This window comes from Paenibacillus sp. CF384, assembly GCF_900106745.1.
Lineage (GTDB): Bacteria > Bacillota > Bacilli > Paenibacillales > Paenibacillaceae > Paenibacillus_Z.
Genome location: NZ_FNNV01000001.1, coordinates 764,335 through 783,729 on the forward strand (window position 1 = coordinate 764,335; position 19,395 = coordinate 783,729).

Genomic DNA, 19,395 nt, shown 5'->3' on the forward strand with positions numbered 1-19,395 from the left:
AAAATAAACCAGGAACTGAATTCTTTAATTGAACTAGCTTATTAAAATTAATCCATAATAGCGGACTTATTACAGAAGACAAAATTAAAGAATCAATAACAACAGCAAATAAGCGCTTAAAGTAGTACACTGTCTCTCTCCTTATTTAAGAAAATTTCGAATATCACTAAATAATACATCAGGATCAATCGACAGAGTTATCTCTCCCCCAGGACCCTCCCACCAACCAAAGCTAGTTTCTAAAGTCGCATCTACAAGGTCATCCTTTTGCCCCCAACCGATTTGATGATCCCCCCAAAACGCAGCTGCGGTATAAGAACCCTCTTCTTTTCCATAAACATCAATAAATTTACTACCTGTAATTTTAATTCCGACATCATAAGCGAAATTTAAACTTAACTCCATGGTTTGTCCACATTTAAGATAGACGTCACAGGAGTCGTAAAATTTGAATGGAGTAAATTCTACTCCAATTCCCATAACCTTTGCTTTTATCGCCGCTCCAGTTCCGAGCTTACCCGTTATATTTATAGCTTGACCATTAGAGGCAGCGGCTAACTTCTGGTCTACCAATTTCCAATATTCACTCATGTCTAAATCTTGAGCTGTCATGTAAAGTCCAATAGGTTTATAATTATCTTTCTCTTTTTGGCCAATATGTTGATAATCAGGTGTCCAGGTCGAGCCGTTAACATTACCTTTTACACCACCCCCATCTTTCCCACCATTACATGTGCCTGCATGAGAATATTGACCTTTCGCTGATGTACACCAATGCCCAGTAGGATCAGAATAAATCAACGGATTATTATGCACGTAGGTGTATAGATTGAGAGAAAGTGGATTATTAATCTTACCTTCATACGTATCCTCTGTAGTAAAACGACCATTAGATGGATCATAATAACGAGCTCTAAGATAAATTAATCCAGACTCATCATCATAAATCTCTCCAGTATACTTAAACGGGTTATTAAAGTTTTTATTGGGATTGGAAGACTCGGATGTGATATTCCCCCAAATATCGAAACTATACTTCTTCAGAACATCGTGACTTGCATCCGAATCCACAATTGTCTCGACATCACCATGCCCATTGTAAAGGTAATACCCTCCTCTTGAATTTGTATTATCAAATCTATAAAGCAAGTCTTCTAAATTGCAAAAAAAGGCCTAAGAATGCTCACCAGGCCCTTCAGCTATGATACGATCTTAGGCTATTAACCGTTACTCACATTATTTTGAAATTACAAATTTCTTTTATCAGTTACAATCTATATTTTTGTGGGTTATGGCATCAATTGAGACTTGATAGAACTCATAAAAGACACAAAAAAAGCCGCAAAATAGCGGCTTTCCATCATTTATCGTCCATCTTTAGTTGGAACCTGTAATAGTAAAGCCATTTTTTGAAATCTGAAATGTTGCATCATTATATGTCTCACCATCGATCTTAAAATAATACTCCTTTAATGTAACAACCCACTCATTTGTTTTCTCTTCAATACCTAAAATAACTGGATAATAATCTTGACCGTTCTTATTGTACATGTCTTCAAATAGATGTTTTAACATCTCCTTTTCTTCATTGGTTACTTTGACTTCAGAAAGGGTAACAGGTGCATTTGATGGAAAAACATCTGATACCCCATCTTCTTTATATCTGACCTCTACTTTAGTTCCAACTTCTAATTTGCTCTCACCTTTTTTAATAATTACATCAGGTGGTTGTTTATCTTTAGTTCCTACTACTACAGTTTTATTATTTCCTTTTGTAAAGATATAACCTATAAAATCAGGTTCTTTTTTATTTGCACATCCATTTAAAACTAAAATGGTTGAAAGTATTATTATTGAGATAGCCAAATGTCTAATCATCCTATCAACCCCTCAAAACTTTAGTATATTAAAAGAGTATGTTTATTGTTTTTCCGGTAATAGCGCTAAGATCTATTAGTACATATTCTAACTGACAATAGAAAGCACTAGTACCAGAGTGCCCCATGTTAATTCCCTTTAACTTATTCCCGTTGTATACAGTACCCCCACTGTCACCTCCGACACTTGTGTAACTAGCTAAACGCAATTTAGTATAGTTATAGCCATCGACACTAACAGAAAAATTCTTATTTGTAATTGTTCCCATTTGTTCCGAATTAGTAGCAGTTGAAGCCCCTGACATTCTTACAACTTCACCAACAACATCCTCGCTAGCATTTTGAGTAATTTCGTATTTCCCACTAGTAGTGCTAGTTAAATATATTTTTCCTCCCTGATATGTAACATTTGATGGACCTCCACCAATAATTCCTACATCTGAATTTCCGCCTTGGTGTTTGAATGGCATTTGTCCAAGGTTAGTGGTACCTTGATTAAAGTATGTTGATATATCAGGGCGACAATGTCCTGATGTAACCACATACTTATTCGTTCCATCTGAAACCATAAATCCAACGGAACACATGTAAGTAGTTCCGTCCTTAGGATAAGTTATTCTCACTCCCCCTTGCATTGGATTCCATGTTGTAGTGCGGTCAGCATCTGTCGAAGCTATTTCAGCCTCTTTGGCTTCAATTACGTTCCCGTACTTTTCAATTAGTTTATTCTTCTTTCCTTCATCTAAATCTATAACACATAATTTTTTGATTTATAACATCAGTTGCCATATCGTGAATGATTATTCCATCATTACTTAAGCTCTCTTTTGAATTCCATATTTTTTCATGTAAGTTATCAAGATCTTTCTCGGTTTTATCCACTTGTTTAATAACGATCTTGCTTTTATCAGAAAACATGGACGTGATGTCATCAACACTAATTTTTGTGTTTTTCAATCCAATATTTACAATCCCACCATTTTCTTGATCAATGTAAATAGAGTAATCTCCATTTGTTTTATTTTTAAGTTTTTCTTTTATTTTTGGGATACTGGATTCTTGAAATGCAATTCTGTTATCTAGTTCAAGTGCTTCCTCTGGAGATAAATGAACTCCATATTTTGAGCTGATGTTGTTCTTTTTTATTAAATCCTTTACTTTGTCTGTGTTCATTTCTAGTCCAAACATTTTTCTGAATTTATATTCTTTTTCATCCTCTTTTGAAAATTCAATAAAAGTAGTGCTCTCATCGTTTTTTGTGTATTGATTTTCATCTGATATTTGTTCTGCATATGCCCCGTTCATTCCTACCACCAATAAAACCAACATCAATATGAATGAAGACAATTTTTTCAACTTAGAATACATATTCAAATTCTCCTTAGATTATATTTTTTACTGAAATCACTTGTATAATAAATAAATTCTTATTTACATTAACCTAAAACCACCTCCATTCACTATAAATAATTACGAAAACCTTACACAAATTTAATTATAATTACATTTTTTACTTTTGTCTGTCTTTTAATGTCGAATTAAATAAATATTTGATAAAAATGCGCAGCTTTTGTCTGCTCTTTTGTTAAATTAGCCATAATTAATGGGAACAGTTGAGAGATTCAAAAACAATATCACTTACAAATATATCAATAATTACCTCTAGTTTAACTCTTGCACACTGAGTATTGGGGAAGATGGTGCCAGTTACTTCAATAAAACAAGGAGCAGTTGCCGCTGGCAAACTGCTCCTTGTTCGTTTAGCTATCGTACCCGTTAGCTCAATGGCAGTTTCTACTAATCGATTAATCATAACCACCTTCTGCTTCGGGTAATTCTTTATAAGCTTCTTTTCCTACAACTAATTTTTGAATGAATGTGCGCAGTTCTAATAGCTGTTTTGCATCAATTGTAACTTCACAATTTTTATCTGACCAGACTAAAGTTTTGGTTTCTCCAATTACACTAATTTGCCAACTATCTTCATTGTATGGTGTCTTATCGCAACTCTGGTCGGTTGGCAATGTTGGGATTAGTTCTTTCGTTCCCATTATGTTTATCTCTCTCATCTTCTCATAAATGTTGCGCTTCTCTTCCTTGGTAAAAGCCACTTTTGCAGTTGCAGTTCCATGAATTATCAAATCTTTTGTAACCGTATTATTATAGGTATTAATTTCGTTTTTTCTAGACTCACCTAAACCGAAACGAACTAAGAAATTGAAATCGTCAGGCATTTCATTAGGCATTTTATTCTGTTGCACAAGGACATCATTATGTTTGATATTGGGGTTTAACGCTGAATTCGTCTTTGAATCACAAGCTGTGGTTATTAATTGTAATACAATTAACACAGAAATTAATCGCTTAATTTCAAACACCCCCAAATTATCCCAACTAAAGTAATAGACGAAAATTGGAATCATTTGTTGCGCTAAACTGCCCAGTTAGCGGAACAGGCTGCCGATTTCGGCAGCCTGTTCATCGATTGCAGTTGTCTTTGAAATGGTTGGCTATCAGACGTTAAACTGCAGTTTAGCTATTCTCAAAAAAAACGATTATCTTTATTGATTTATAATCTTTTGCAATATCCAGTGGGGTTTGACCTTCATCATTCAAGATGTTTCTATCCGCACCATTATCTATTAAATACCTAATTATCTCTGTGGGCTCATCTCCAGGATTTCCTCCGGTTTGAATTGTTCCATCAATTGAATTATCTACTGTCGCATGCAAAGGCGTCCATCCACCGTAACTTTTAAAGTTTATATCCGCTCCATTTAGGAGCAACAAGTGGATCATTTCCTTCTGATGATTTTCTACAGCTATAATTAACCACGATTGTCCACCGTTTCCGCATATCTCATTTGGATTGATTCCACTTGAGAGTGATAAACTCACGTACGCAGTATCCCCATCGGCAATAGCGTTACAAACCATATGGTGTTGACAAAATGTGAAACATCCCCGTGCAACTCAATGTTGAACTTGCCTTCCTCTTTAACAACTTTGTTTAGTGCGGTGGGTTGAATTATCGGTGGAGTCCATAACTTTTCAAGGGACTCTTCCTTAAAATATGCCATGATAACTTTAAGCGCAATTGCGTGAGTGACAACAAGAACATTGCCGCCAGGATGCTTTGATATTATTTCTTCTACCTGAGGGATTAATCTATCTTGCAGTTGAAAGAAATTCTCTCCCCCGTTCGTAGGTATGTATGAATGAGGTGCACTCCAGAATGTCTTGTGCTCATCATGAAATTCCCTTTCAATCTCTGACCTTTTTTCACCTTCCCAAGAGCCCATGTTTATCTCCATCAAGCTCTCACATGAAGAAACAGTTACTTCTCGTTTATCCCGAATGATCTCAGCGGTATGGATTGCTCTTGGGCTCGCACTGGAGTATATAGCATCAAATTTAATATCCTTGAGGGAGACTCCCAGCCATTGCGCTTGGCGTTTACCTAAATTGGTTAAAGGCGAGTCTTTATGGCCTTGCAATTTGCCTTCAACATTCCATTTGGTTTCACCATGACGAGTTAAATATACTGTCGTTATTTTAGTCAAAAAAACACTCCTTTTGAAACACCAAAGATATGATGCAGTATAGAAACTTCGAGGACTAGATTGCACTTTCCTCTAAAGTCGTTTCCAATAATTATGTTATCCTGCTCCGTTAGCGCAAAAGAAGGCATTAACATTCTTTAAAAAATTCCAGAAACACCCCTTGCATATCGAACATATGTTTGTAGTATAATAAAGAACAAACGTTCGTATGGAGGCGAATAAGAATGCCATCATTACAATCAAATCTCAGCAAATATATCGGGATGGCCGTAGTTATCATTTATCAGGACAGAAGCAACCGAATAACCAAGAGACAGATCCTTATACGATCCGTTACCCATACGCATGTACGAGCAACTTGCCTAGAATCAGGCGGACCTCGTCTGTTTAAGCTGCATAATATTTTGGCACACGAGCCGGTGATCCGTGATGTCGGTTAAAGATCGGGTCATCATGTTGGCGGATTGCCAAAGCTTCTATGCGTCGGTAGAGAAGGCTTCGCATCCTGAACATGCGAATATGCCTGTCATTGTAGGCGCCGATCCCAATCGTAAATCGGGTATCGTTTTAGCCGCTAGCACGCTTTATGTCGTACCGGAACGGCATGTTTCCGGGCTACTTATATCTTGTTTTTAACACGAACACCGCATTTAGCCCGACGGATACGATAGTGTTGTCGAGCAGAGCAAAACTCCTTATGATGGTCCAATCCTGCGTTTGCTCGTGATTGTCGCTGTATTGGCAGCGCGGGCGATCAACATCGCGTAAGCTAAACGAAAAAAGCCGCAACCACGCGGCTTCTTAAGCATATATGTTCTTGCCATCCGACAATCCCGAGCATGAAAAATTGAATGGTTTAACTTCTGGGACGGGGCAGCGTTGCCGATCACGTCAGCCATGCGAAGGTATATTTCCGGTTGATGCGTAAGTCGTTCGTCATATAAGTAGTTAGGCGCTTTTGTTAGAGTACCGTCCGTCTCTTGAATGTAAGAAATCGTATCGTGCGACCCTTGGTTGTAGCTTGCAAGGGTTTCGTTAAACTTGGCGTGAATGTACCCTAAAGCTTTCGCCACTTCTGCAGGCGTGGACAAGGCGCTATTGATCGGGGTCGCTGCCGGCGCAGTTGCCGTTTGTTCTGCCGCCGCGACTGTCGGTTTAAGGATTCCGTCCAAGTATGAAAATCCCGCCAAAAGAAGTACATCGTTTCCAAACCCGGATAATTTGACTGTTTTTTGAGCAAAACATAGGATATCCAGAAGGTGGGAACGGAGGACGAGAAAGGATGAAGAAACGAAGTCTAGCCGATCGCATCGGCCAACGGGTACAAGCCGAGCCGACGATCCGAGGGCCGCTTGCCGCGGAATTAGCCGTTGTATTGCCGCGGCTTCAAGCGCAGTTTGAAGGCTGCGGCGACGTTCTTTATCACCGGTTCCGCGCTTCCGACTCCCGAGAGGCTGTGATCGTCTACATTAACGGGCTTGCCGACGTCATTTCGATCGATCACGATGTGTTAAAGCGAATGATGGAGCCGGATAATGCGCTCACCGCGTCCTCGCTGACGGAATTGCGTGCCTGGCTTACGGTTATGGACAGCAAGGAGCATGTTACCTATGAAGAAATGGTGCCTGAATTATTCAGCGGCCGGCCACTTCTCCTTGTAGATGGCATCCCGGGGGCGCTAAGCCTAGGGCTCATCCATTGCGAGAAAAGAGGCGTGGAAGAACCGCAAGCGGAATCGGTCATTCGGGGAGCTCGGGACGGCTTTACCGAGACGCTAATCGTCAATTTGACGCTGCTGCGCAAGCGTCTGAAGACGCCTGCTCTGAAAATCGATACGTTCCCGCTCGGCCGATATTCCAAGACCGATATAAGCGTCGCGTTTTTGCAAGGCATCGCAAAAGAAGAGATCGTAGCCAGCGTCAAACACCGGCTGCAACGAATCGAGATCGACGGCATTGTCGAGAGCGGAATGATCGAAGAGCTCATCGAGGACAGCGTCTTTTCCCCGTTTCCGCAGCTGCAAACGACGGAACGCCCCGATGTGGCGGTCGCGGCCATGCTGGAGGGCCGAGTGCTGATTATCACCGATCATACGCCTTTTGTCATGATCGCTCCGACTACCCTATGGTCCATGCTGCAGTCGCCGGAGGACTATTACGAGCGCTTTCTAATCGGTACGCTGATCCGGTGGCTTCGCTATCTCTTCTTCCTGTTCGCGCTCCTTGCTCCGTCCGTATATGTAGCCACGTTAACGTTTCACCAGGAGATGGTACCGACCACCCTGCTGCTGCGCATCACCCAATCCAGGGAAGAGATTCCTTTTCCCGCGCTCATGGAGGCGCTTATCATGGAGATCACCTTCGAAGCGCTTCGCGAGGCCGGCGTTCGGCTGCCCAAGCAGATCGGGTCGGCGGTCAGCATCGTAGGCGCGCTCGTGATTGGACAGGCCGCCATTCAAGCGGGACTCGTGTCGGCGCCTATGGTCATGATCGTCGCGATTACGGGGATCGCTTCTTTCATGCTTCCGCAATACGCCTTTAATATCGCGCTCCGCATCTTGCGATTTCCCATCATGATCATGTCCGGCATGTTCGGCCTCTACGGGCTGATCCTGTGCATCTTGGTCATCATTAGCCATTTATGCATCCTTCGTTCCTTCGACGTCCCCTATCTGACTCCTATCGCTCCTATTCAAACCGACAGCTTTAAGGATACGCTCATACGCGCGCCAATCGGATTGATGAAACGGCGCCCAGCCGCTTACGCGAGTCCGGGCAATTCGAATCGTCAAGTGGAGCCGGCGAAAGGGGAAGACCAGTGAAACTAGCGCCTATTCGCTGCTTGCTCCTCCCATGCCTGTTCGCGTTCCTCCTTACAGGCTGCTGGGATCGGGAAGAGGTCAATAATATGGCTTTAATCATTTCCGCCGGGATCGATAAAGAAAAGAATGGCATGGTGTCTCTGACGTTTCAAGTGTTCATACCGAACCCTTCTTCAACGGGAGGTGCTGCCGAGGGCGGCCAAGGCAGGCTATACACGGCAACCAATACGGGCAAAACGGTGCCGGATGCGCTCGCGGAGCTGCAAGCCCAATTGCCGAGAAGGTTTTCGTGGAGCCACGCCAAGGCTTATTTTTTCGGAGAGGCGCTTGCCCGGGACGGGTTACAGGATGAGATGGATTTTCTCGTTCGAGATATTCAGCCCCGGGAACAGGCCAATCTCTTCATCTGCAAAGGAACGGCAAAGGAATTGATTCAATCGCTCCAAGATCCCAACACGTACGAAACGCTGATTAAAATGTCCCAAAAGCCTTCCCTGCAGCATTCGACGCTTCACATCGTGGAGGAGTTGATCAGCGGCGAGTCCGGATCATTCGTTATTCCCGTCGCAACCACAATGATGCTCGCCTCGAACGGAACCAAGAAGGCCATCATAAGCGTTGAAGGCATGGCGGTTATAAAGGATCTAAAGCTGGTCGGATTCGTGGATGCCCCGCATGTGCAAGGCTTCAAATGGCTGACCAATACGCAGCTCAGCAGATTCGCGACCATGTCCGTTAGAGAGAACGGCGGCATCGTCGCTATTCGAATGAGGCATTACCGGATGAAGTGGAAGCCGCGCATTCAAGACGGAAAATGGAAAATGACGATACGGATACGAGTAGACGGCGACGTCCTTATGAATAGTACGCATTACAACCTCATGAAAGATGACGATCGATTGAGAAAGCTGGGTAAACGGTTCGAGGAGGAAATGACCAAGCAGCTGAGAAGCGCCTTATGGCAGGCGCAGCATCGTTTCCGTACGGACGCCATTGGATTTGCGAAAGCTTTCCATATCCGCTATCCCGGGCAATGGCGCAAGGTGATGAACAGCTGGGACCAACGGTTTACGCAAGTCGAGGTCGACTTTGACGTTGACGTATTCATCAGGCAGCCGGGAAAAACGAGCATTCAAGCAACCAGAAAGAATGAGGACGCCCAATGACGGACATGAACATAGCCGAAAGACAGTTGTTTTGGATCATGACCAGCACGCAAATTACGATGACGCTGCTGCTTACGACTGCGCCGACGATACAGATCGCCAGTCAGGATGCTTGGATATCGGCGTTAATCGCGACGGGAGCCGGGCTCCTGATCGCGCTCGTATGCGCCAAGACGGCTCTTCGCTTCCCGGGAATGACGGTAATACTTTATAGCGATATTCTATTCGGCAGATGGATTGGCCGAGCCATCGGTTTTCTCTATATGATCTTCTGGCTCGTATTGCTCACGGTGATCTTGAAGCAGTTCGCTTTCTTCCTCTCCGAAACGATATTGCCTGAAACGCCGATGCCTGTCATCATAGCCATGATGCTGGCCGTGATTCTATATCCAACCCTCCACGGTGTCGGCGTGATCGCTCGCTGCTGCGAGGTCATCGGACCGATTGTCATGGGTGGCGTTATTTTCCCCGTCGTCCTGTCGGTCAATAATATGGAGTTACAATCCATTCGGCCATTCTTCGGCGATGTCAGCGTGTTCGGCATTCTGAAGGGCTCCATTCCCACGCTCACGTTTCTCGGCGACTGCGTCTTATTGGTTATGATCATCGCCTTCGTGAAATCCAAGGGCAAAACGGTAAAGTATGCCGTGAGCGGCGTGCTTGTGTCCGGATTGTTCACGATGCTCTCGATTATCGCCAGCTTGCTTTCATTTGGCCCCATGGTCAGCCAGAGCAACAATTATCCCTTGATGATGCTAGTGCGAGCTGTCTCCCTCGGCGGAATCATCGAGAATTTGGATGCCATCGCGGTTACGATTTGGATTATGAGCGTCTTTACGAAGCTCGCGCTGTACTTGTTCATATCCGGACACGGCTCCGCTCAACTGTTCGGCGTTCGCAATTGGAAGAGAATGACCTGGATTATAGCATGCATCGCTTACGGAATAACCTTAATTCCACTAAACGTCGTGGAAACCTCGATCGTTTTCCCGCAAAAGATCGCCGTCCGTTTTATGCTTCCTATTTTCATGATCGGTCTGCCTCTATTGATGTGGGGATTGGCAGCTTACAGACAGCGGACACAATATAGACAAATTTAGAGCAACAATAAAACTATTATATACTTTAAAAAAGTAAGCAACGGTTTTATACTAAGCTTATTAAGGTTGCATATAAATCCAGACACATGAAGGATGAAATTATAACATGGCAAAAGTACCGTTCGTCAAAGCAACGGTTCCGGCTCCGCTCGTCACTTACATCTCCTACTTGGCGCAAGCAGGCCGTACGTTCAAATACACGGCTGAAGGCCCCGTCGGTCTCGCAGGCGATAAAAAAGTCGTGCTGCTGAGCGCTCGCGGCGGCGACTACTCGAACGAGTTCATGGCGGCAATGGAAGCTGCGAACCGCAAGTCGCGACGGTTGCTGCCGGGTTTTAATAATGAGAAAGCCGCTCCGAGAGGTCTCGCGACCGATCGGAGCGGCTTTTTGACGTACATCCGCTATTTGCTCCCGCTTACGAACAGCTGCTTCTGATCGTTCACTTCGGCGTAGAAGATCGGCTTGATTGCGTTGTAATGCTGCGATCTCAGCTGCTTCCTTCAATAATAATTAGTTCCTACTAAACGAGCCTTCCATTCATCCTTAGCTATTCCGGACGATGCTCTTATAACCGGAATAGGTCGTATAGAAGTATCCAGCGTAAATCAGAATAAGGATGACGGCCAGCATCCCTGCGGACGAACCGTATATGCTTCTGTCGTGTGTCGCAAAAAACTCGTTCATAATTCTCAAGCCGACAACCGTATGCATGACGGCAACCAAGAACGGAACTATAAAATAAATCAGGGTTTGCTTAAAAATCGTTTGGTTGATCATCTTGTCGGTAGCGCCGATCTTTTTCAGAATGCGATATCTTTGCACGCTGTCACTCGCTTCCACCAGTTGCTGAAGCGCCAATATGACCGCACTGGAAATGAGAAACACCAGGCCGATATACAATCCAATAAAAGTAAGGAACGCAGAAATCCCATAAGCGACCATGACAGCTTTCCCTTTTGTGTATCCATCGAGCGGGATGTCTGCATCGTACATGTGGCTGAACAAATCCGCATATTTATCCTCATTTATAGGATCAGTGCCACCTCGAGGCTCGATATCGAGTGCCCGAAAGGATACTATCAATCCGTCCGTTAGTCTGTCCGGAACGACGATGTAGAAGAAAAAGGGCCAATACGGTGCGTTTACAATGTTTTCCTTAACCGGCTTTTCGTTGTTTACCTGCAAAGACTCCCCATTGATCTTCACATCCTTCAAGCTTGCCATGAATTTGCCGAAGCCATTGCTGTAGTTTCCATAATTCGATACAATCAAAGCCTCATGGGCGCCTAAAGCGATCGATTCTCCCTTTTCCAAGGCTCTGATGTGATTGTAGTCGGACAATCGAATGACGTTTATCTCCCCCCTAAGGAGAGATTGGTCGGTTTTGTTGTTCTCGTCAAGGTACCCGCCCATTAATTCATTAACCGAAATGCCGGAGGAATAGGCGTTAAAAAACACATGCGTCTCGTTATCCTCGAAGTGAAAATTCGCTTTCTTTAGAGCTTCTTCAATATCGGGAGTGTGCGCGCCTTTCTCCACCCATCCGGTAACCATCGACGCTGCGAAAGGCGCCATGCCCTCAGCAGTTTTGTCCACGTTAGACTTGTAGTTGATGACCACAAACAACGACAACAACGTAACGAACAGCATCAGTGAAATGACTGTCATGGATACGAAATTTGTATTGATCTTATTGTGGACCTGTCGCAAAACGAACAAATTCAAATTTTTCAAATAATAGTTCCGGTTGCGCTGCAACAGATGCAGGAAGAATCCCGCCAAACCGAAGAAGAGCAACAGCGTCCCCAATATGCCCAGCAGTAACCCAAGCACAAAAGCCGGGTTATATGGATCCAAACCGGTATTGAGCACAGTCTTATAAGCAATGGAAAGCATAGCCGCGGAAATGAGGAAAACGATAATCGACGCCAACGCGTTCTTGACTTTCACATCCTCATTTTTCTTTGATGCGTTTAGCAAATCGATTAGTTTGACTTTAGAGACGATCATGTAATTAAACAAAATAACAGAGGCAAAAATAAGACCGAAATATAAGCATGTCTTCGCTATCGCACTATTGGAAACGACGAATTCGTAAGCATTCATCTTGGCATTGAACAGCCCGGCAATCATCGTAGAGAAGAACTGTGAAACCGTGATCCCAAGCACCAGCCCTATTCCTAGCGCCAAGAAGCCGATCAGGAACGTCTCAAATACAAGAATGACCGATATTTTATTTCTGCCCATCCCAAGCGTCATATAAATTCCAAGCTCTTTCTTGCGCCGCTTGATCAGAAAACCATTAGCGTAAACAATTAATCCTCCCAAAACAAACGAAACGCCTACGGAGAGAATGGAAATGACGCCTGCGATTTTCTTCAAGTAATCAGCCGAGCTTTGGTTCATCTGCAACACCGCTTGCTGCGCTTCGAGAGAGTTGAAACTGTAAAATAAGCAAACAGCGAATGATAGCGTCAAGAAATAAATCGCATAATCTTTAAAACTTTTTCTGACGCTTCTCCATGCTATTCTAAAGTACATCGCCGACATCGCCTCCAAGAAGGCTTACGACTTCGATGATCCGGTTGAAGAATTGCTTTCTGGTATCGCTGCCCCTGACTAGTTCGTTGAATACTTTGCCGTCCTTGATGAACAGGATCCGATGGGAGTAGCTTGCCGTAAAAGCATCGTGGGTAACCATCAGTATGGTCGCCTGAAGCTCCCGATTCAGCTTTTCGAACGACTCCAGCAGCAACTTTGCCGACTTGGAGTCCAGAGCACCGGTTGGCTCATCGGCCAAAATCAGGGAGGGACTCGTCACGATCGCCCTTGCGGAAGCGACGCGCTGCTTCTGGCCGCCGGAAAGTTGATAAGGATATTGCCCCAGCACCCCGGTGATTTCCAGCTTACGGGCCACTTCCTGGATAAGCGAATCGATATGCTTCGTTTTCTCCCCTTTGATCGTTAGCGCCAATGCGATATTCTCATAAGCCGTTAGCGTGTCGAGCAGATTGAAATCTTGAAAGATGAAGCCAAGCTCATTGACCCTGAACTTCTCCAAACTTGCGGACTTTAGATTAGTAATGTCCAGGCCATTAATGTGGATATGCCCAGTCGTCACCGTGTCGATTGTCGAAATGCAGTTGAGCAGCGTCGTCTTTCCACTTCCCGATGCGCCCATGACGCCTATAAATTCCCCTTTTTGTACCTTAAAGCTTATATTGTCGATTGCTTTTGTGATATTGGCTTTTTTTCCGTAATATTTTTCGATTTTGTCTACGTTCAAAATTGGCTCCATAATTCCCCTCCTCCGTTCATTGTTCATTAATCTTAAAATATATTGTTGCTTCCGAGACGTCATTGCCTGCTGAATATACGATGACGGAATAGTCGCCCGGGGTAAAGCCCTCCGGCGGCGCTGTCAGTTTCGAATAGGCGTAACCTGCTTTGCTCAGCTTAATATTTTCGTCGACTTTAATTCTATTTTCGACTATCGTCTCGCCTTTATACCATCTCACCGTTGCGCCTTTTGCGATAAATCGTTTGAATTTCGCCGAAACGTATAGTGCCTTAGCCTTGGACGAGAACGTCTTTGACGGAGCGATTGGCTTTCCTTGCACATCTACCGATTCACTCAAGGCCGCGGAGCCCTGCACGATTTTCGGACCGTTTAATTGAAAATAATAATACAATCCAGCACATGAGATCAAACTTAAGGCGACTATCCAAATCCATGTTTTTTTCATTTGAATCCTCCTCTTTCTTTGGTTGCCTCTATCATAGTTTTTTTCGTTCATCGTACGTATCACCTTACGTTTCATTAACCTTACATTTTTGTCATCTAGCGAAGCGAAATCCCAAGGACTGAAGGAAAGAAACGACAAAGAGTCGTTGCAGCCTTAGCCGCAACGACTCTTTGTGTTATTATGCCTCCGATTGTTTGGGGAAAAGAAGACTTACTTTCGTTCCTTCTCCGACCTGCGAGGTTAGAGAAATTTCAAGCCCAAGCTTGTTACACAAGCTCTTGCACAAGTAAAGTCCAATTCCCGTCGATTTGCCAAAAAGCCTTCCGTTCTCACCGGTAAAGCCCTTCTCCCACACTCTGCCGACATCCCGCTCTACGATGCCGATACCGTTATCCTCGATCGTCAAATGGATATGATCACGTGTTTTATCGGTGCGGACAGTCACATTTCCTTCACCTTTCTTACAATATTTAATCGCATTTCCGATGATTTGATTAAGTATGAATTCCAACCATTTGGCATCGCTGAATACCGTGCCGTGCACACTGTCGATATCGATCGCGATGCGTTTGTAAATGAAGTCCCTGGCGTTTCTTCTGATTGCGCTCGCGACGATCTGCTCCAGTGATACCCGTCTTACGATAAAATCATTGCTGACGTTTTGGCTTCTGGAGTAATACAGCACCTGTTCAACGTAATCATCCATTTTTTTCAATTCGTAGTCGATCGCTTTTGTCGCCGGGCCTTCGTTATTGTCGATGATAAGCTTGGCCGAAGCGATTGGCGTCTTTGCCTCATGCACCCATATTTCAATGTATTCCCGGTATTCTCTTTGCAGGTTGCGATAGAAGTTTACTTGCTCATGCATGTCTTTACTGGTTTCCTTAAGTAATCGATGCAAGAGCTTTCCTTCGACAAATGATGGTTCTTTCACCACTTCGGGCAATAAATACTTCCGATCCAAGCTTTCCAGTGCATCCATTACTTCATCGTAATACCTTTTCTCTTTAATAAGCTCAAGTATCATATAAATAAGCAAAGGTCCGAACCACAAGGCGACTGTCGGGATGATTAAAGCTTTTCCGATTGGAAAGAACAAAAGGACGCTGCACAGCAGCGTAATCACAAGAAGATTGGCGACCAGAAAGACGATACGATCCTTGAAATAATCCCAGATTCTCATGGCAGAATGTATCCTAACCCGCGTCTCGTCTCGATATTGTCCTGCATTCCGGCCTCTTCCAGTTTCTTTCTAAGTCTTGTAACGTTCACTGACAAATTGTTGTCGTCGATGAACAGATTTGTATTCCATAGAAAATCGATCAAATCATCGCGAGATACGATTTTGCCTTTGTGTTTAATCAGGTAGGATAGAATTTTTAGTTCGTTCTTTGTCAATTCGAGCGTTTGGTCCCGGTAAGTGATGGTACCGCTGGACAAATTAAGTTTCAAGTCGCGATAGATCATAATATCGTGAGTCTGACTTGCTGCGCCGTTGGTTCGTTTTAATATAGAAGCGATGCGGGCGAGCAGAATTTGGGTATTATAGGGCTTCGAAATAAAATCGTCCGCTCCCAAATGCATACTCATCAACTCGTCCATTTCGCTGTCCCGACTCGTAACGACGATAATTGGAGTATCCGATTTCTTTCTAACTTCCCGACATATATGGTAGCCATCGTACATGGGTAGGTTAATATCCAACAGGATCAAATCTGGACTTTCCCTTTCAATGTACTCTGGAATATTGATAAAATCGGTCGGCGCCGCAACCTCGTACCCGTATTGCGAAAAAAAAGTTATAAGCTCTTTCCGGATAACCTCATTGTCTTCTACAATGACAATTTTCAATATCGATCACTTCCGATTTCTGTTAATCATATTTATTTTTCCTATCATATACTGGATATCCTGTGTTATGCAAAAATAATTACCTAGACTTTTAAGTGAAATGTAGCCAACAGATTGACGAATCGCCATCTTCTATCAATTAGCAACACGATCCCAAAGCTGTTACCGTTACCGGAATCGTCACCAATCTAATAACTGATTTCATCGTGTAATCCGCTCCAATAGATATAGACCTGCTTCAGTCCGTGAAATGTAGCATGAACAAATACAATAAGCCTTTTAATCCCCTATCATTTGGATGCCCCGGTCTTAGCCTCTTTTCTCTTGGAATAGTTTACGCACTAGCGCAAAATCTCACTCCCGAACCAATTCAGGAATAATTTAGGAAATTAAAAAATTCCAGAAACACCCCTTGCATATCGAACATATGTTTGTAGTATAATAAAGAACAAACGTTCGTATGGAGGCGAATAAGAATGCCATCATTACAATCAAATCTCAGCAAATATATCGGGATGGCCGTAGTTATCATTTATCAGGACAGAAGCAACCGAATAACCAAGAGACAGATCCTTATACGATCCGTTACCCATACGCATGTACGAGCAACTTGCCTAGAATCAGGCGGACCTCGTCTGTTTAAGCTGCATAATATTTTGGCACACGAGCCGGTGATCCGTGATGTCGGTTAAAGATCGAGTCATCATGTTGGCGGATTGCCAAAGCTTCTATGCGTCGGTAGAGAAGGCTTCGCATCCTGAACATGCGAATAAGCCTGTCATTGTAGGCGCCGATCCCAATCGCAAATCGGGTATCGTATTAGCTGCTTGCCCGCTTGCCAAATCTTACGGTGTATCTACAGCGATGCGGTTAGGTGAAGCCGTTATTAAATGTCCTCACCTCGTCGTGATCCGGCCGCGGATGCAGACTTATATCAACGTATCCCTGCTCATTACGGAAATATACAAGTCATTCACCCCGCTTGTTGAGCCTTTCTCGATTGATGAACAGTTCCTGGATGTCACCGGATCAGTCTCGCTCTACGGCCCGCCACTGGAAATCGCCAACCAAATGCAGAGCAAGGTGCTGCTCTCTACCGGCGTTTGGACGCGTATCGGCTGCGGGCCAACCAAGATATTAGCCAAGACTGCAACGGATAATTTCGCCAAAAAGCAGCCGGACGGGATTTTCACGCTTGATTACGACAATATAGAATCCGAGTTATGGCCGCTGCCGATCAGCAGCATGTTTATGGTCGCCTCTCGCATGACCGTGCACTTTATACGTATGGGGATTCAGACGATTGGCGACTTAGCCCGAATGGAGCTGCATGATTTCAAACGGCGGATGCAGCAGAGAATGGGCAAACAGAGCGATATCAAGGCCATCTATTACTGGCAGACTGCGCGTGGCATTGACCCAAGCCCCGTCGTTGCGGGAGCGTTCGGCAAGCCGAAGTCGGTCACGAGAGGCCGTGCTTTACCTTGGAAGCTATATCAGACTTTAGAGGATGTTGAACCCCTCATGCTCGAGCTCGTGATTGAGGTATGCCGCACAAGTCGATACCACAAGTATAAAGGGCGAACAGTCACTGTCAGCGCGGGTACAACGGACGGGGTTAAAACCAGCGGCTTCAGCCGCCAAATGACTCTGGATAGTTCCAGTTGCTTGGAGCATCACATTCTCGCAGCTGCACAGAAACTGTTTCTGTCGAACTGGGACGGCAATCCATTGACGAATCTTGCCGTGGATTTGTCCCAGCTAACAGACAATAGCGTGTACCAACTGGACTTGTTTGAAGACTTACCCAGGCAGCACGCACTCGCCGCAACCAAGGACAACATCAAAGAACGGTTCGGCGAGGCAGCCATATTAAGCGCCGCATCGCTCCTTAAATCTGGGCAAGCGCGCGAGCGGGCTCACAAAATTGGAGGGCACTATAAATGAGCAAATTTCTCGAGGGGAACGGCCGTTGGAGCACGAAGTTTATTTCTCCCGAGCATCGCGATCAGCTGAACGAGCTTGGCGACCCTGATAAGGGAGCATCACTGAAGGTCCCTCAACAGATACTGATCTTGGTACGTGACTCCGTACTTTTACCGATTATGATGACAGTGGTTGAGAACAATCGGCTTGAGATCGAGAGGTCGAACCACTCCTTAAAGACACTTTATTCGGCAGCTGCGAACACGCTGTTGAATGCCATCCATGCCGACTTGGCCGGGATCCGCAAAGAATTAAGGGAACATCATATTAAAGTCATTGAGGAAGAACGCGTTGACGATGCCGCACACTATAAATTTTACTATCGAGGTTATGAACATCAGTTTGCATTAATGAGGTTTTTAGTGAGGTCTGAGATTAGTACACGATTAGGCAGTTATATCGCTCAACTCGAGAAACTTTTCAACGGGCTTACCACTAAGAAATGACTGTTACCATTCATATGCAACCTACCAATGGCAACAAGAAAAGGCAGCTATTATCGCTGCCTTCTCTACATTAAGGACAATTCCATCCGCAGCCGGATCATATCCCGGCATGGAATCCCGTTCTCCACAATCGGCTCCGCATAATGCTTGACGAAATAATCCGTCTCCACGCCTATCACGCGAAACCCGCATTTCTGATACAATCCCAGCTGATTTAAGCTCGAATTGCCCGTCCCAATCTCAAGCGCGCGATACCCTTGCTCCTTGCAATGCGCTACCGCATGCTCGATTAACTTCCTGCCAAGCCCTCTGCCCTGGCAGTCCTCCCGCACGGCGATGTTCATGATTTCAGCTGTCTTCGGCCGAGTCGCGAGCAGCACATAAGCACCGATCACCTGTCCGTCCTCTTCCAATACCGTACAGATGCTCCTCCCCGCATAAGCATCAATCGCCGAACGCTCCGGATCGGCCAGCAGCAACAGCTCATACGGCAGCTCTTCGCCTTCACCGATTGATCGAATCCGAATACTCAGCTTAGACATCCGTAGGCGCATCCTTATCCGCCAGCGTTAGCTCCAATCCGCCGAATTTCTTCGCAAACGCACTGTACACCAAAGCTACAAGCATGCTTAGAGCCCCATACACAAAGATCAGAAAGAAAGGAATAATTAAGTAAGGAATGCCTACGACAAGCAGAGTACCTTTACCTGTGGCCGCCCCGATAATCGTAATCATCAGTCCAATAAAGGCCATTAGCGCCATAGGTATGATCATTAGATAAATCGTAGTTTTAAACATGCTCGTCGTACCGATTTCGCGAATCTCAACTTTTCTCACT

The 19,395-nt window shown here is 44.5% G+C and carries 23 protein-coding genes and 2 pseudogenes; 9 read left to right on the forward strand and 16 right to left on the reverse strand.

The window, feature by feature from the left end; all coding sequences use genetic code 11:
• Window positions 1-141: 141 nt before the first annotated feature.
• From BLW29_RS03520 to BLW29_RS03545, 8 genes are all read right to left on the reverse strand, one after another.
• Window positions 142-1,071, reverse strand: coding sequence for an RHS repeat-associated core domain-containing protein (locus BLW29_RS03520; protein ID WP_256208289.1), 930 nt, complete (start codon window positions 1,069-1,071; stop codon window positions 142-144).
• Window positions 1,072-1,377: 306 nt separating this feature from the next.
• Window positions 1,378-1,878 carry a hypothetical protein gene (locus BLW29_RS03525; protein WP_090976236.1) on the reverse strand — a complete coding sequence of 167 codons (501 nt, stop codon included), beginning with the start codon at window positions 1,876-1,878 and terminating at the stop codon, window positions 1,378-1,380.
• A gap of 28 nt (window positions 1,879-1,906) precedes the next feature.
• Window positions 1,907-2,500 (reverse strand): chymotrypsin family serine protease, encoded by a 594-nt coding sequence (locus tag BLW29_RS31095; protein WP_143044347.1) that lies wholly within the window; start codon window positions 2,498-2,500, stop codon window positions 1,907-1,909.
• Window positions 2,501-2,615: 115 nt separating this feature from the next.
• Window positions 2,616-3,245: a hypothetical protein gene (locus BLW29_RS03530; RefSeq protein ID WP_090976238.1), complete on the reverse strand. Its 630-nt coding sequence runs from the start codon at window positions 3,243-3,245 to the stop codon at window positions 2,616-2,618.
• 232 nt (window positions 3,246-3,477) lie between these two features.
• On the reverse strand, window positions 3,478-3,690 hold the full coding sequence (locus tag BLW29_RS31100; RefSeq protein ID WP_143044348.1) for a hypothetical protein: 213 nt from the start codon (window positions 3,688-3,690) through the stop codon (window positions 3,478-3,480).
• Window positions 3,683-4,255 carry a hypothetical protein gene (locus BLW29_RS03535; RefSeq protein ID WP_256208291.1) on the reverse strand — a complete coding sequence of 191 codons (573 nt, stop codon included), beginning with the start codon at window positions 4,253-4,255 and terminating at the stop codon, window positions 3,683-3,685. Before BLW29_RS03535 ends, BLW29_RS31100 begins: the two co-directional genes overlap by 8 nt.
• A 154-nt stretch (window positions 4,256-4,409) precedes the next feature.
• Window positions 4,410-4,775: an ankyrin repeat domain-containing protein gene (locus BLW29_RS03540; protein WP_177186475.1), complete on the reverse strand. Its 366-nt coding sequence runs from the start codon at window positions 4,773-4,775 to the stop codon at window positions 4,410-4,412.
• Window positions 4,772-5,440, reverse strand: a complete 669-nt coding sequence (locus BLW29_RS03545; RefSeq protein ID WP_177186476.1) for a histidine phosphatase family protein — start codon at window positions 5,438-5,440, stop codon at window positions 4,772-4,774. Before BLW29_RS03545 ends, BLW29_RS03540 begins: the two co-directional genes overlap by 4 nt.
• Window positions 5,441-5,664: 224 nt before the next feature.
• On the opposite strand from BLW29_RS03545, the gene BLW29_RS03550 reads away from it, so the two are divergent.
• Together BLW29_RS03550 and polYB are read left to right on the forward strand one after the other, a co-directional pair.
• A complete protein-coding gene (locus tag BLW29_RS03550; protein WP_090976244.1) occupies window positions 5,665-5,880 on the forward strand; it encodes a hypothetical protein in 216 nt (71 codons plus the stop codon).
• Window positions 5,870-6,025 (forward strand): annotated as a pseudogene (gene polYB / locus BLW29_RS03555) (DNA polymerase IV); the annotation flags it as partial. The gene BLW29_RS03550 and the pseudogene polYB, both read left to right, overlap by 11 nt.
• Window positions 6,026-6,135: 110 nt before the next feature.
• Here polYB and BLW29_RS31320 read toward each other — a convergent pair.
• On the reverse strand, window positions 6,136-6,612 hold the full coding sequence (locus BLW29_RS31320) for a hypothetical protein (RefSeq protein WP_177186477.1): 477 nt from the start codon (window positions 6,610-6,612) through the stop codon (window positions 6,136-6,138).
• Window positions 6,613-6,722: 110 nt separating this feature from the next.
• Here BLW29_RS31320 and BLW29_RS03560 point away from each other — a divergent pair, with 110 nt between their 5' ends.
• The 4 genes and pseudogenes from BLW29_RS03560 to BLW29_RS31665 form a co-directional block, all read left to right on the forward strand.
• Window positions 6,723-8,261: a spore germination protein gene (locus tag BLW29_RS03560; protein ID WP_090976249.1), complete on the forward strand. Its 1,539-nt coding sequence runs from the start codon at window positions 6,723-6,725 to the stop codon at window positions 8,259-8,261.
• On the forward strand, window positions 8,258-9,427 hold the full coding sequence (locus BLW29_RS03565; protein ID WP_177186478.1) for a Ger(x)C family spore germination protein: 1,170 nt from the start codon (window positions 8,258-8,260) through the stop codon (window positions 9,425-9,427). The genes BLW29_RS03560 and BLW29_RS03565 overlap by 4 nt, the downstream gene beginning before the upstream one ends.
• Window positions 9,424-10,527, forward strand: coding sequence for a GerAB/ArcD/ProY family transporter (locus BLW29_RS03570; protein WP_090976252.1), 1,104 nt, complete (start codon window positions 9,424-9,426; stop codon window positions 10,525-10,527). The genes BLW29_RS03565 and BLW29_RS03570 overlap by 4 nt, the downstream gene beginning before the upstream one ends.
• Before the next feature lie 118 nt (window positions 10,528-10,645).
• Window positions 10,646-10,831: pseudogene (locus tag BLW29_RS31665) on the forward strand (NAD(P)H-dependent oxidoreductase); the annotation flags it as partial.
• A 240-nt stretch (window positions 10,832-11,071) separates the two neighbouring features.
• Here the strand turns inward: BLW29_RS31665 and BLW29_RS03580 are convergent.
• The 5 genes from BLW29_RS03580 to BLW29_RS03600 form a co-directional block, all read right to left on the reverse strand.
• On the reverse strand, window positions 11,072-12,934 hold the full coding sequence (locus tag BLW29_RS03580) for an FtsX-like permease family protein (protein ID WP_177186479.1): 1,863 nt from the start codon (window positions 12,932-12,934) through the stop codon (window positions 11,072-11,074).
• 124 nt (window positions 12,935-13,058) lie between these two features.
• Entirely contained in the window at window positions 13,059-13,826 is a 768-nt protein-coding gene (locus tag BLW29_RS03585; RefSeq protein WP_090976255.1) for an ABC transporter ATP-binding protein, read from the reverse strand.
• Between the two features lie 16 nt (window positions 13,827-13,842).
• Window positions 13,843-14,274: a hypothetical protein gene (locus BLW29_RS03590; protein ID WP_090976257.1), complete on the reverse strand. Its 432-nt coding sequence runs from the start codon at window positions 14,272-14,274 to the stop codon at window positions 13,843-13,845.
• Window positions 14,275-14,452: 178 nt separating this feature from the next.
• Window positions 14,453-15,457, reverse strand: coding sequence for a sensor histidine kinase (locus BLW29_RS03595; RefSeq protein WP_090976259.1), 1,005 nt, complete (start codon window positions 15,455-15,457; stop codon window positions 14,453-14,455).
• Window positions 15,454-16,128, reverse strand: a complete 675-nt coding sequence (locus BLW29_RS03600) for a response regulator transcription factor (RefSeq protein ID WP_090976261.1) — start codon at window positions 16,126-16,128, stop codon at window positions 15,454-15,456. Before BLW29_RS03600 ends, BLW29_RS03595 begins: the two co-directional genes overlap by 4 nt.
• A 473-nt stretch (window positions 16,129-16,601) precedes the next feature.
• On the opposite strand from BLW29_RS03600, the gene BLW29_RS03605 reads away from it, so the two are divergent.
• The 3 genes from BLW29_RS03605 to BLW29_RS03615 are packed head-to-tail and all read left to right on the forward strand — an operon-like array spanning window position 16,602 to window position 18,557.
• Window positions 16,602-16,817: a hypothetical protein gene (locus BLW29_RS03605; RefSeq protein ID WP_090976244.1), complete on the forward strand. Its 216-nt coding sequence runs from the start codon at window positions 16,602-16,604 to the stop codon at window positions 16,815-16,817.
• Window positions 16,807-18,072: a DNA polymerase IV gene (locus BLW29_RS03610; protein ID WP_090976263.1), complete on the forward strand. Its 1,266-nt coding sequence runs from the start codon at window positions 16,807-16,809 to the stop codon at window positions 18,070-18,072. Before BLW29_RS03605 ends, BLW29_RS03610 begins: the two co-directional genes overlap by 11 nt.
• On the forward strand, window positions 18,069-18,557 hold the full coding sequence (locus BLW29_RS03615; RefSeq protein WP_256208293.1) for a YhjD family protein: 489 nt from the start codon (window positions 18,069-18,071) through the stop codon (window positions 18,555-18,557). Before BLW29_RS03610 ends, BLW29_RS03615 begins: the two co-directional genes overlap by 4 nt.
• 65 nt (window positions 18,558-18,622) lie before the next feature.
• On the opposite strand, the gene BLW29_RS03620 is transcribed toward BLW29_RS03615, so the two are convergent.
• Window positions 18,623-19,090, reverse strand: coding sequence for a GNAT family N-acetyltransferase (locus BLW29_RS03620; RefSeq protein ID WP_090977090.1), 468 nt, complete (start codon window positions 19,088-19,090; stop codon window positions 18,623-18,625).
• Between the two features lies 1 nt (window position 19,091).
• Window positions 19,092-19,394, reverse strand: a complete 303-nt coding sequence (locus tag BLW29_RS03625; protein WP_090976265.1) for a hypothetical protein — start codon at window positions 19,392-19,394, stop codon at window positions 19,092-19,094.
• Window position 19,395 lies beyond the last annotated feature (1 nt).